This window comes from Staphylococcus sp. EG-SA-15 (assembly GCF_017151895.1).
Lineage (GTDB): Bacteria > Bacillota > Bacilli > Staphylococcales > Staphylococcaceae > Staphylococcus > Staphylococcus aureus.
In genome coordinates this window covers 11,723-25,057 of record NZ_JACVZN010000002.1, presented here as the reverse complement: position 1 = coordinate 25,057, position 13,335 = coordinate 11,723, and the positions used below count along the sequence as shown (strand labels likewise).

The window sequence follows — 13,335 nt, the reverse complement described above, 5'->3', positions numbered from 1 at the left end:
TTTTTTGGTGTACTTGGTATGGGCAACATCATGTGATGAAATGATGGGAGTCATCTCTTTCTTATATTTTGAGACGGAGATGATGAGAAGTTAGACAAAAATGTAGAAGAAGTATTTAACGACAATCCTAGTCATACAATGATTGTAGATGATATCCGTTAGAGGAGTGAGAGCAAATTTATTTGTTACTAAGAGACAAGAGTTTTAAATAAATATCTTTTGTACTACATAAAAGAAAGTGGTCGTTATCATAGAATATTTGGCGATAAGGTAAATCTGATTATGTTAGAACCTATATTTATTGATGATTTAGTGAGGTTTGAGAAGACAAGAATGATTGAATTACAATTGACAATTGACACCCCTTAGATTAATATTAATTTATTAGAAGTCAACTAACGCCTCTTAGCAATGCGAAACACAGTTGGCCTTTTTTTTGTAATAGGAGAATTTATAGTTATGGATAAATCACTTGAAATTAACTTAAAAGAATTAGAAAGCATAATGTATAAAGAAAAAGTAATCGACGTTAAAGAGTATGATAATTTAAAAGTAACTTTTGAGACACTAAACGATGCTCCTAAAAGTGAAATACCCACTCCCTTTACAATAGAACAAATGTTATATAAATTAGAAACTAAAAATTTATATTTTCCTGAAATTAAGTCAAAAGAAAAATGTGTGGAGCTTTTACATAGTGTTGGCTATTATAATTTGAAGCATTTTATGTATAATGAATTTGGTAAAGATGAGCCGAAAAATTTTGATGAAGTATATATACTTTATAAATTTGATAGATATTTATTGAAACAATTATTTAGTTTAGTAAATATGTTGGAAACTCATATAAGAAATATTATTTTAGAAGTATATATGTTAGAAATTGAGTATAATAACAAGCCTTCGACACTGTTCTATTTAGATAAAGATTTATATTTTGAGAAAGTTAATGATGAGTATAAATATTCTGCCAAAAAGCTAAAAGAGTTCAATAGGTTACAAAATGTTTTTTGGAGAGCTATAGAAAAAAAGAAAAGTAACGATAACGTTAAACATAATATTAAAAAATACAATATTATACCAGCTTGGGTTTTATTCCAAAATTTTAGTTTTGGAGATTTGTCTACTTTTTATAGAACTACATTACCAACTTATAGAAATAAAGTAAGTAAGCGAATTGAAAATTTAATAGAAAAAAATACTGGTATAAGCATAAAACTTCCAGAAAAGTTATTGTGTGCATGGTTGAATAGTATCAGGTTTTTGAGAAATAGAATAGCTCACACAGATATAATTTATGGAATTAATTTTACAAACACCTGTGCAAAACATCATAGTGATGAGGAAATGTATGTAAATATAGAAAAGTATAAATATCAGCAAAGGTTAGTTACATTTTTATTAGCTATGAAGAAAATATTTATGAGTATGCCAGAAAATAATATTATTGAATGGAATGAGACTCTAACTAAGATAGAGAATAAATGTTCAGAACATAACTTTATTAAACTTTCTAGGTTAGGAGTTATTGAAAATAACCTTTCTTACTTTAAAATAACTAAATAAAAAATAGCGCACACTAATAACTAAGTGATTGTCTTTTTACGCTGAATAATGCCCTGTGTTGTAGTTAGAAAGATTTTCAAATAACACTATATTTATAAAAATGTTGAATTATAATATGGTCGGTTTATTTTATAGGAGTAATAAAAAGCATTTATCTTTTATCCGCCACAAATAATGAGTAAATGTACCTTGCTTTCAATGTTGATATTTTACAACCTTGTAGAGTTGATTTGATATATCATCTCATACGTTGTAGGCAATGAATACGTAAATTATGCAGTGACATGAACTGTTGAGAAGTATAGAGCATTAAAAATCTTGATATATCAATAGTTATAAACTGGTACAAATTAACGAAAAGTACTCTTGTCATCGAGTGGGAATAATTATATATAGCAAATGATAGGCTAGAAGTACCGTTATTATGCGGTTTCTAGCCTTTTTTGGTGCGATTGGTATGGGCAACATCATGTGATGAAATGATGGGAGTTATATCTGTAGAAATTGGCGTACCAATTTCTTTATGTTGGGGCTCCGCAGTCAACTACTACCAATATAAGATTGTAGAGCCTACGATTTGGATTTTATGTCCTGGGATCGGTTTCCTATTCTTATTAAATAATATTTAAAAATCTATACTATCTATATTGAAATTTTTATTTATGGTTATGCCATAACTACTTTGTATTTCCGGTACTAAACTTTGCAATATTGGATAATAGTTATTAGCGAAACCAATAATAATGGAATTAATCACATTGATACTAAGTTCTTTATCTTCAGGTAATGCATTTTCTATTATTTTGATTAAGTCTATATATTTTATTTCATCAGAATTTTTATGTGCTAAATACTTCATAAAATCAGTTTGCACTTTTTCGAAAACGCTATATCTTAAGTCCATTTGTACAAATATTAAGCTGACAGTTTTAGTTTCGAATTGACTTTGACCCAAAACTGAAGCAAGTTCTTCTATTGATTGATATAGCAATCTGATATCGCCGTTATCTTCAAGCATATGAAACACTCCTTTATCATTTTAGAATAACCATGCAATGGCTTCTTTGACTACAGTTGAGATTATTCCAGCATCACTTTTACTTAGACCGGCATTTATTGCGCCTCGTTTAACTGCATCACCGACAGCGTTAGCTGGTACTTCTGACCATTTTAGCAATGGTTTCAATTCTTTTACAATACCTGAATACCCTTTATCAAAAATAGTTGCAGCTTTTTTGCCACCAACTTGTTGTATGACATTTTTTGCTTTGCCCCTATTATTAATAATTAGCTTTATAGCAGTTTTAACTACTTTTGTTCCGCCAATTCGTTGTTGTGCTTCTGGATTCATTGGCAAGTTAGGATTGCGATTAATTTTCACACCATTTATATTTTCATAACTTTGGTGAGCAGTTTTTGTATTGTTTGTCTGTATTTCATTTGCGTTAGTTAAAGGTGAAACAGACGTTAATAAAACGGCAGTCAAGACTAGTGAACCAATAGCTTTTGTGATTTTCATTATACATTTATCTCCTTTAATAGTGAATTTGCAAAACCAAATGTTTGAAATATAAGTAAATAATCATTAAAAAAACAAAGTGAGTGAAAGGTCCTAATTCGTATAACTAGCATTTAATAATTTAATTAATCGTTTTCACCAAAATAGAAAATGCCACTTAACACAATTATTAAAAGTAATGTAACTATGAAAGAAGTCCAAGCTAATACAAGTGAACATATTAAAAGTACTAATGAAGTGACTGTTTGTAAGAACCCAAAAAGTAAAGATTCCATTATATAAGCAAAATAAATAGTTAGTGAAAAAATTGCTACAGCAAGTAACATTTGCCCTATGATTTTCAAAATTCCAGTTGTGTAGCCAGTAACTAATAAATTTTTCACATGAACTTGATTACCATATTGCCATCCCGTTCATAAAATAGTTTAGAAGAGATTGCTATTAAATTTAATTGTTTTGCATAAGTGTCAGAATATTATTCTTAACTGTTAAGAGTCGTTAATTTATTTAAATCTATTAAGATTGTTAGAGATTATTATGCGCTGGGAAACGCCACTGTTACAGTGGAAGAGGAATTTGGATAACTAGATATGTTAATCGTAAATGTGGCGTCGTGAAACACGACTTCAACATCTTCGATCAATCTATCTTTGAGATTGGTCGAAGATTGAAACATATGTAAGAAAACGACATAGTTTATGGAAAGCTCGGTAAGTAGTTGAAAAATCAATCTAGATTGAAATCATGCATATCGTTTAATAAAATTTTTCGGAGAAATAAAAACTTACTAAAAACGAAAAGGTTTATTTGATTTATTTACTTGTATATTGTAAATGGTTAAAATGAGTCTATAGATTATGTAGAGAACTCTAGTATGCCTTTTGAGTATATGTGGGATTCTTTCTTTATATAAAAGGAGTTCGGAGTGGCAACACTAAAAGATGTAAAGACTGGTAAAAAGGAAATTTTGCCATCAACTGCAAAAGATAAAAATGGTAAAAATGTTACGTTAATTTATTTTGAAAAAGACGGTAAATTAGGTTTTTATGTGCAGAAAACACAAAAAGAACGTGGAGTAGGGAAATGCGTTTCTGGTATAGCGGGTGGCGCAGTGACAGGAGGCACTACTTTAGGTCTTGCAGGTGCAGGAGTAGGAACAGTTACTATTCCAGTAATTGGGACAGTTAGTGGAGGCGTAGTTGGAGCTGTTGGTGGTGCTGTCGGCGGGGGTCTAACCGGTGGAGCCACATTCTGCTAATAGTGTAGGAGTGATACCATGAAAAAATTTTTTAATCTATGGGTATGTTCGTTCTTATTTTTAGTAATAATATCATGGGTAATAATTAGTATAAAATTTGGTAATATCAGCACGATGCAAATATTAATTTCTAATCTGTTTATATTTATTGCTTATTTACTATATTTAGTTAAGTTCATTCGTTTCAAAAAAACAGTGGCGATCAGTAAACAAGTATAAAGAAAGTCGATTTTGTCTTTCTCTCGAACATATATAAGTTTATATAGATGTAGAGCTATTTTTTATTTGTAAATTATTTTGTAATTGAAAATGAGTATGAACATGTTCTCCAATCAACAGAGTATGTCTCGGAAGAAATCTATTATACTTATGTGAATAAGTCATAATGTCAGACATATATATAATAAGACGAATAGATTGTAAATAGCTTTTTACTTTTAATTGTTGATATTCCAATATTAGTACCTATATTTATTGAAGATATAGTGAGATTTGAGGATAGATGTATTTTAAATTATAGAATTGATGATTTATTTCAAATATTAATGGAATTATATTTGAAAATTAATAACACTTAGATTAATATTAATTTATCAGAAGTCAGCTAACGCCTCTTAACAATGCGAAACATAGCTGGCCTTTTTTTGTAATAGGAAAATTTATAGTTATGGCTAAATCACTTGAAATTGACAAATCTATAATTAAATACGCACGTAAGTAATTTTGATCGTTCATTGTTATTGTTTTATGTTTTAGGAAATGTGCTATTGAAAGGTTTAAAGATGATTGGAATTTCTTGGTTTCTTGACTTATATAGTTATGAAAGAGGGCGTTGTCCTTAATGGCATTTCTGAGATCAGAAATGCTATTAATAAACATTTGGAATATACAAATATAACTGAAGAATGTATTTAAAAACTTAGAATGTATATCTATCCTTAAATAGTTGTAGTACTATTGATCTTTAAACATAAGATGTAAATGGAAAAGATATTGTATTTTAACAACATTTCAATTTATAATATATTTGTATGTCATATTTCTAGCAATTTTTATAGTTTTATAGCTATTTAATTCGTATTTGAGATAAAAGGAGAGGTTTGGATGGGATATAGAATAGAAACAAGAACGTTTGAAGAGTTAGAAGGAAAATTAAAGTTACCAACTTTTCAAAGAGCACTAGTTTGGTCTAATAATCAAAAGCAAGAATTTTTCTCAACGCTGAAAGATGGTTTTCCTTTTGGTTCTATTCTGTTATACGAATATGAAAATGATAATAAATACAGTCTTATTGATGGCCTGCAAAGGTATTCTACAATGGTAGATTTCATGGAGAATCCAACAAACTATATTGAATTTGAAGATTTTACATTGAAAATTGCTGAATTGTATAAAGGGGCATCAGAGAGTACAAAAGCAGAAGTAGTTAATTATGCCGAAGATATTCTGCTGAAAATTATTGAAAAATATATTGATTCTACAAAAGAAAATGTAAAAGTAAATGAACTAGCTAAAAAAATGGTAGATAAATTTCCAGTATTAGGTGAAACAGATATTAGAGATGAAATCACTCAAATACAGTCAGATGTTATTACTTATTTTAATAATCAACTAGATATTAGTAATGTCAAGATTCCGTGTATCTTCTTTGAAGGAGAAGAGACTGAATTGGCAGAAGTTTTTCAAAGGTTAAACAGTGGAGGTTAAAAGTTATCGAAGTATCAAGTTTTTGCTGCACATTGGGACAGATATGAAGTTGAATTGGGAGATTTAAAGTATAGTGATGAGATACTTAAAAATGTAATAGAAAGGTACGAAAAATTAAATAATGATAGAGGTATCTTAATTGAAAATTTTGACCCTAAAGAAATGGAGACGTCAAGAGTAATTAATTTATCTGAATTATGTTATGGACTTGGTAAAGTGATTTCTGATGAATTACAAGCATTTTTTAAAGAGTCAACAGAAGATATATGCAATGAATTAGGATTTCAAACAATGCTAATTGTATTTGGCATTCCTACAAATAAGATGAATGAGTTACCATATAAATATCAATATATGAAGAATAAAAATAATATAGAAATCTTGTTTGAAAAAATTGTGAAGATATATAAAATAATAAATAACAAGTTTAAAGAAGCTTTCTCTATGGTAGTATCGTCAAGAGAAGATAAATATGAAACTAAATCTTTTACTAGATTACAAATAATGTCATTCTTTTCATCTTTATGGATCTCATCGTATAGTATTGAATTAGATGAAAATAAAAACACATTTTCTATTAAACAAACTAAATCTTTGAAAAAAAATCAACAAGTGATTTTGTCTAATATCATAATTTATGCAATTTATGATGTGATAAGAAAGTACTGGTCAGGAACAGGTGATCGAAAATTAATGGATATATACATATCTCAAAACAATAGATATTTAAAGCCGTTAGCAAAAGAAGTGTTTAGAAATGAGCTACTTAGATGGAATGAAGAGAATATAAATAAGACAAGTATTAATATTCAAACGGATGAGAAGATGATCATTACTTTTATTGCTAATAAATTTAGAAGCTTCTATTCATCTTTGAATGATAATTTAGATTATGAACATATTTTTTCAAGAAAATTATACAAGCTGCATAAAGGTAATGCAATAATCCCTGCTGGATCTTTAGGTAACATCATGTTACTTGACTCTGGTATTAATAGAAGAAAAAAAGAAAAATTTCTTTATTCAGCAATAGATATTGATAAGGCATCTATTACGGGAACTATAGAAAATCAGTATGTTAACAACAGTTTTTATCCAGATAAAAGAACAATAGATACTATTGAAATAGATATAATTGATGAAAAATATGATAGTTTAATAAAAATGATCAAAAATCGTGGTGATAAATTAATAGAAGAAGTTGTTAGAGAATTATATAAATAAGTTTGATATATCTTGCTTTTTATTATCACGCTAGTTGATGGTATCTTTAAAGTGTGTATTACCTGATTGATATCAATACCAGGTATCGAATGAATATTTTTAAAATAATTGAGTTGTTGTGCTAATTGAATCATGGCATCATTTAATTGTTTGATACGATGGATAGATTGTTTTAATTGTTTAGGCGGCCTTTGTTGGTCGCCATTTTTATATAATAATATAAATGACCAAACCACAGCACCTATTAATTTAAGAGTGAGGTCATTTTTAAAGGTAAAAAAGGAGTAATTTTATATATTAAAATGATATATAAAACAAGTAGTATTAGTATGTTGTGAATTGTTATAGAATTTGACTTGTTAGCAATTTCGTAGTTATTGTAATAGCAAGTACTGTATGGTTTTATTTTTTAAAGTTAGTGAAATAATATTGGATTTTTGAAGTGAAATATTTGTAGATGGATACAACGAAGCATATTAGAAATACAAAAGGAACGATGAAATTAAATGTCCATCATTCCTTATGCCTAGTAGTTTTTTAGTTAATATATTTAATTGCTAACTTATTATTAGGGTCTCTTTCAAGAATTTTATTTGCGACCAATTGAATATTCTCATGTGAAATCATATTAAAGTCTGGTTCTCCAAGGATTTCTAAAAATTCGTATAATAAATTAGCATTATTAAATTGCGAAATCTCTAACGATTGCCAATAATGATAGTATGCTAAATCATAGGCATTATCTATGTAATTGAAATGAAAGTGATAGATGCTTGCGACCATTTCATGATATTCAATTGTATTTATTTGATTCGCAAGATTTGATAAATATGATACTAATTTTTCATCTGAAATTTCGTTCGACATAAAGTATGTTAGAATATTCTCCATATCTTTATTCTCTAACATATTTTTTAATTCAGTTGGTAATAAATTTAATAGAATGTTAACGCTTTTCATTTATTTAACCCATCCATTCGATATATATATTGCCATTTTTTCGTGTATAAGTTATGACTACAGTTCTATCACTCATGACAAGTGTTTTTTGGTATGCGGACTTTTTGTATCGGCTTTGCTTTCCATACCTCATAACATGCGACATTACTTTAGAAACATCTTTCCAATTGTTTTTAGTAACTTTATTCCAATTATGTTTACTAGCAAGAATATGTTTTCTTTTATTAGCTCCTAGATTGGCTACAGAAGGTAAAAATTTACCAAAACTCTTTGTTTTGATAGCGGTTTGAGTTGCTTTTTTTCCATATGTTTTAATTGCATAGTTTATTCCGTATCAGCTACAGCAGCTAATATTACTAATGGCAATGCAGAAGATTTAGCTTCAATTGAGTTGAATTTTATTATTTCGCCAGTTTCTTTGTCGATTAATGTAGCTTCATATTCTTCATTTTCAAATTGTTCTACGAAAACGTCATAATCCTTATTTATTAGTTTTCCATTTTCATCGACGTATCTGCCCTTATCATCCATAGTATTAGTATTCAAATCATATTGAATATTTTTATCTAAATCAATATCTTTTTTCGTTTTTCCACTAACGTCTTTTTCAAGCTTTATATTTACAATTTTTAAGCAGAAGTATCCCATTATTTCAAGGTCTGATTTATCTATAATTAAATACGTACGTATGGAATTTTGATCGTTCATTTTTATTGCTTTATGTTTTAGGAAATGTGCTATTGAAGGGTTTAAAGATGTTTGGAATTTCTTGGTTTCTTGACTTATATAGTTATGAAAGAGGGCGTTGTCCTTTATTAAATTTCTGAGATCAGAAATGCTATAAATAAAGTGATTAAGATTTTTTGTTTTCATGTAATTTAAGAAATGGATTTGTTTTTTGTGGGTTATTTTTAATTCTATTATGAAATGGTTTGAATTTTGCAGTTGCAAATATGATAGCTGCTTCTTTTGACAAAGTAATAGAACCTTTTTCTTCTGGTACCATGATATTCACTCCTTGTACAATTCAATTTAAGTATTATAAAATAATTTTACTATACAATTACCTTTGTGTAAATCGTTTCTTATTGTTACCAAATTATTTGTTTAAAAGCGTTATGCAATGCCAATCAACACTAATGGGGTGTAAGTATTTCCCTGTTAATATTTTATTAGCGTTATTTACATATACCTTCTGTAATGTGAATTTTTAAAATTACAGTTTACATGGAACGTTGTGGCGTATATTCTGTATATAGAAGTGTAAAAACACAATTGGGTTGGTAGTCCTAATGCAGTTTTAAAACTGTCAGTAACCTTCCTCCTCGGGTCGTCCGTCATTTCTAATTAAACTAGAGGAGGGATAGCATGGAGCTATCTATTTTTTACAATGGGCAATTTTTTGTAGCATTGGTAGAATATAAAATGGGAAATAAATCAAAATTTATCCAATACACATTTGGGAATGAACCTGATGATATAGAGGTATTGGATTTTATTCATCATCAATTAATGAAAATGATTGATGATATGCAAACTATTGTTTATACGAAAAATATTTCTAGAAAAGTAAACCCGAAAAGGCTACAAAGACAAATTGCTAAGGAGCAAAAGAAACCTAAATACTCTACCCAAGCACAAATAGCTATTAAGAAAGAATTAGAATTAAAGAAAAAGCAAAAGCGGAAGAACTATAAAGAAAAACGTGATGCATTTCAAAAAAGAAAAAGAGAAATTAAAAAGGTTAAAGCAAAAGAGAAGCATAAGGGGCATTAGCAATACGACAAATAAATTAAAGCAAAATGATTTATAGGTGGTTGGGATGATTTTAATTAGTTCGTGTTTGATAGGCGAAAATGTAAGATACGATGGTGGCAATCAATTGGATGTTAGATTGAAAAAATTAATAGACAGTGGAAAAGCTATTCACGCATGTCCAGAATTGCTTGGTGGATTGTTAATTCCTAGAGAACCTGCAGAAATTATTGGTGGAGATGGTTTTGATGTGTGGAATAACGCTGCAAAGGTTGTTACTATTTCTGACAAAGACGTAACTGACGATTATAAACATGGAGCAATAGTTACATTAAAAATTTTGAAAAAATATCAATGTGATACAGTTATTTTAAAAGCAAATAGCCCATCATGTGGATCACAAGAGATATATGATGGGAATTTTACAGGAAATAAGAAAAAGGGTGTAGGTGTGGCAACTGCTTTACTCATTAATGAAGGTATAAAAGTTTATGATGAAAATACGTTTTTTGACCAAAACCATGATTGAAACGATAGTACATGAAAAGTAAGTATTGAGGATATACGTAATAAACCAAGTGTTTAAGTTGTGCGATGTTTTATAAAATATTTTTTAAAATCGTTGAAAGGATATTCAAGTTGTGATAATATATCGGTACAGATAATTTTGTTAACAGATCCATGAGAGTAGGAACCCCACCATACGGGAATTTCGAAATCATGGATTTTTTGATATAAAGGAGTGATGTAATGGAAAAAGTAGCCATTTTAGTAGATGGTGGATACTATAGAAAGATAAGCGCAAAAGTCTACGGAAAAGTTACAGCGAAAGAAAGAGCTGACGAGTTATATAGTTATTGCAATAGACACTTAAAAGAGACACATTTCAAAGAAGAAATATATAATAAATTATACAGAATATTTTACTATGATTGTCCTCCTATTGATAAGATAGTTTATCACCCCTTATTAAAAAAGAATGTAAATTTTTCCAATACTGATACGAAAAAGTGGACAGAAGACTTTTTCAAAGAAATGAGCAAAAAAAGAAAGGTAGCATTGAGGTTAGGAGAGTTGAGTGAGTATTCAGTTGAATACAACTTAAAATACTCTATTACAAAAAAATTATTAAATGGAAGTATCGATTTAAATGATTTGAAAGAAAAAGATTTTTCCCTATCATTACAACAAAAAGGTGTTGATATGAAAATAGGTTTAGACATAGCTTCATTATCATTTAAACATCAAGTAGATAAAATTATTTTAATAGCTGGTGATAGCGATTTTGTACCTGCTGCTAAACTAGCAAGAACAGAAGGAATTGATTTTGTATTAGATTCTTTAGGGGCAGATATTAGAAACAACTTGTCATTACACATTGATGGTAGGCGTACTTGTGATGAAAAATTTAAATTTTATTTAAATCAACTATTTAAATAATAATTTTTTTAAAACGCATCTTCTACTTTACAGACGTTTATAGCTATTAGTATTTATCAGCTGAAAATTAAATCAGATATGGGTTTTCTTCATTAAATAATTTTTCTATAAGGAAACAGAGGCAACGTTACTGTCACCTCTGCTTGAAATAATTAGGATGAAATACTCTGAGTTTATGAACGTCCACACCCAAAACACTCAAACCCTCCAAACTCTCAACCCCAGACTACATCTCCAAACCCCCAAACACCAATATTTACCAAAGCATTGATATGAGTGCCAATACTGGCAATGTGCCTTGTTTGAAAAAGATACTAATATTGCTTGAAAGGCCACCATAAATAGCAACGCCAATGATATACACTAAAATAGCTGCGCATATTTCTTTTGGATTACTGCTGATAAACAAACCGTATATTAGCAAAATTCCGATTAAACCGTTATATACGCCTTGGTTCTTCAAAAGTAGGTTAATATTTTTGTCTTTCAATTTATCGACGCTTATATTAAATGTCTCGCTAGTCTTTTTGGAAGTTGTAGCAATCGTTTCAAGGTACATAATATAGAAAAACTCTAATGCCACAAATATGATTAAAATTATCGATATGATATTCACTGTATCGCTCCTTTATTATTAAATATTTTCTTGTAAAAATGATTGTAGTGTCTGTGGTTGATCATTGACTAATTGTTGGAAATCATTGGATTCTTGGTCTAATAGTCCTCTTGCTCCTGCGTTGTACATTGATGCCAATAATGCACCAAAGCCTTTAGGTTCATCGTACATTTCTGCAAATGTCTCTAATGAAACGGGCTCATATTTAATTTCTGTGCCTGATGCCTCAGATAAAATAGCAGCAAGTTCTTTCATATCATAACTGTAGCCTGATAATAAATAGCGTTTGCCCCAAGTATCTGGATTTTTAATAATAGCAATGACACCTCTAGCAATATCATTTCTAGTAATATAATTAATACGACCATCACCAGCTGGATAAATCAGTTTATGCATATTCATCAATTCTGGTAAATATGGTTTAAGTGGATCCATGTACATTGCCATTCTTACATACGTATAGTCAATGCCACTTGTTGCCAATAAACGTGCTGCATAACCAAAATAAGGACTCATATGGAATGGATTATTATGCTGATCTGCGTAATAACCTATGAAAATGATATGAGCAACGCCACTTTGCTTTGCCGCATATACTAAATTTTCCACTTCAGGAATACGTTTGAATGATGGATGAATAATACTTGGAATAAACACAACGGTATCCATTTCTTTAAATGCTTCTACCATGCTTTCTTGATTAAAATAATCTAATTGTCGAACAGAAACTTTTCCACGCCAATCTTCTGGAACTTTCTCAACATTTCTAACACCAATGTGAAAATGATCTATGTGATTTGCAATGGCTTGATTTGTAATATGTGTGCCTAAATGACCTGTAGCACCTGTTAACATAATATTCATTCACTTCATCTCCTAATCTTTATATACATAACATAATACTTATTTGATGGTTTTCAAAACATTTGATTTTATAAAAAATTCTAATCTGTATTTATTGTCGACGTGTATAGTAAATACGTAAATATTATTAATGTTGAAAATGCCGTAATGACGCGTTTTAGTTGATGTGTATCACTAATATCTTTGAAAATTTTAATCAGGTACTACGACAATATGATGTCTGTTTTGTGTCTGAAAGTTTTACAGTTTTTAAAATAAAAATGGTATAAAGTGTGATTTGTATAAAAAAGAGTCTCGACGGATAAGAATTGATTAATAACAGTTAGCATTTTATTAATTACCTTAACAATGATTCAAGTTTAGTTAAATGAGGTTTAATTTGAAAGGGGATAGCGCCTCAATATAATGTAGGTAGATTGTTCATAT

The 13,335-nt window shown here is 29.1% G+C and carries 12 protein-coding genes and 2 pseudogenes; 7 read left to right on the top strand and 7 right to left on the bottom strand.

What is annotated here, in order from left to right; genetic code table 11:
* Positions 1 to 459 precede the first annotated feature (459 nt).
* Positions 460 to 1,566 (top strand): Abi family protein, encoded by a 1,107-nt coding sequence (locus IDG64_RS02125; protein ID WP_000361527.1) that lies wholly within the window; start codon positions 460 to 462, stop codon positions 1,564 to 1,566.
* A gap of 625 nt (positions 1,567 to 2,191) precedes the next feature.
* Here IDG64_RS02125 and IDG64_RS02120 read toward each other — a convergent pair.
* Positions 2,192 to 2,584, bottom strand: a complete 393-nt coding sequence (locus IDG64_RS02120) for a hypothetical protein (RefSeq protein ID WP_000888757.1) — start codon at positions 2,582 to 2,584, stop codon at positions 2,192 to 2,194.
* A 21-nt stretch (positions 2,585 to 2,605) separates the two neighbouring features.
* Positions 2,606 to 3,085, bottom strand: a complete 480-nt coding sequence (locus IDG64_RS02115; protein ID WP_000704946.1) for a hypothetical protein — start codon at positions 3,083 to 3,085, stop codon at positions 2,606 to 2,608.
* 922 nt (positions 3,086 to 4,007) lie between these two features.
* On the opposite strand from IDG64_RS02115, the pseudogene IDG64_RS02110 reads away from it, so the two are divergent.
* The 3 genes and pseudogenes from IDG64_RS02110 to IDG64_RS15115 form a co-directional block, all read left to right on the top strand.
* Positions 4,008 to 4,343 (top strand): annotated as a pseudogene (locus tag IDG64_RS02110) (hypothetical protein); the annotation flags it as partial.
* Positions 4,344 to 5,447: 1,104 nt separating this feature from the next.
* Entirely contained in the window at positions 5,448 to 6,050 is a 603-nt protein-coding gene (locus IDG64_RS15120; RefSeq protein WP_000542271.1) for a GmrSD restriction endonuclease domain-containing protein, read from the top strand.
* A gap of 54 nt (positions 6,051 to 6,104) precedes the next feature.
* Complete coding sequence (locus tag IDG64_RS15115; protein WP_000502638.1) at positions 6,105 to 7,274, top strand: hypothetical protein; 1,170 nt, start codon at positions 6,105 to 6,107, stop codon at positions 7,272 to 7,274.
* Positions 7,275 to 7,811: 537 nt separating this feature from the next.
* On the opposite strand, the gene IDG64_RS02100 is transcribed toward IDG64_RS15115, so the two are convergent.
* The 3 genes and pseudogenes from IDG64_RS02100 to IDG64_RS02090 all read right to left on the bottom strand — a co-directional run bounded on the left by IDG64_RS02100 (position 7,812) and on the right by IDG64_RS02090 (position 9,240).
* The gene (locus tag IDG64_RS02100; RefSeq protein ID WP_000843946.1) at positions 7,812 to 8,234 is read right to left on the bottom strand and encodes a hypothetical protein; all 423 of its coding nucleotides are present in this window, start codon (positions 8,232 to 8,234) and stop codon (positions 7,812 to 7,814) included.
* Positions 8,235 to 8,819: pseudogene (locus IDG64_RS02095) on the bottom strand (SAR2788 family putative toxin); the annotation flags it as partial.
* Between the two features lie 268 nt (positions 8,820 to 9,087).
* Positions 9,088 to 9,240, bottom strand: a complete 153-nt coding sequence (locus tag IDG64_RS02090) for a hypothetical protein (protein WP_000248840.1) — start codon at positions 9,238 to 9,240, stop codon at positions 9,088 to 9,090.
* 362 nt (positions 9,241 to 9,602) lie between these two features.
* Here IDG64_RS02090 and IDG64_RS02085 point away from each other — a divergent pair, with 362 nt between their 5' ends.
* The 3 genes from IDG64_RS02085 to IDG64_RS02075 all read left to right on the top strand — a co-directional run bounded on the left by IDG64_RS02085 (position 9,603) and on the right by IDG64_RS02075 (position 11,429).
* Positions 9,603 to 10,010 carry a YjdF family protein gene (locus IDG64_RS02085; protein ID WP_000423531.1) on the top strand — a complete coding sequence of 136 codons (408 nt, stop codon included), beginning with the start codon at positions 9,603 to 9,605 and terminating at the stop codon, positions 10,008 to 10,010.
* Positions 10,011 to 10,056: 46 nt separating this feature from the next.
* Positions 10,057 to 10,518, top strand: a complete 462-nt coding sequence (locus tag IDG64_RS02080; RefSeq protein ID WP_000600869.1) for a 2-thiouracil desulfurase family protein — start codon at positions 10,057 to 10,059, stop codon at positions 10,516 to 10,518.
* A 221-nt stretch (positions 10,519 to 10,739) separates the two neighbouring features.
* Entirely contained in the window at positions 10,740 to 11,429 is a 690-nt protein-coding gene (locus IDG64_RS02075) for an NYN domain-containing protein (protein ID WP_000416469.1), read from the top strand.
* Positions 11,430 to 11,685: 256 nt separating this feature from the next.
* Here the strand turns inward: IDG64_RS02075 and IDG64_RS02070 are convergent, their stop codons facing one another.
* Entirely contained in the window at positions 11,686 to 12,045 is a 360-nt protein-coding gene (locus IDG64_RS02070; RefSeq protein WP_001021571.1) for a DUF1304 domain-containing protein, read from the bottom strand.
* 18 nt (positions 12,046 to 12,063) lie between these two features.
* A complete protein-coding gene (locus tag IDG64_RS02065) occupies positions 12,064 to 12,909 on the bottom strand; it encodes an SDR family oxidoreductase (protein ID WP_001024382.1) in 846 nt (281 codons plus the stop codon).
* Positions 12,910 to 13,335: the final 426 nt, after the last annotated feature.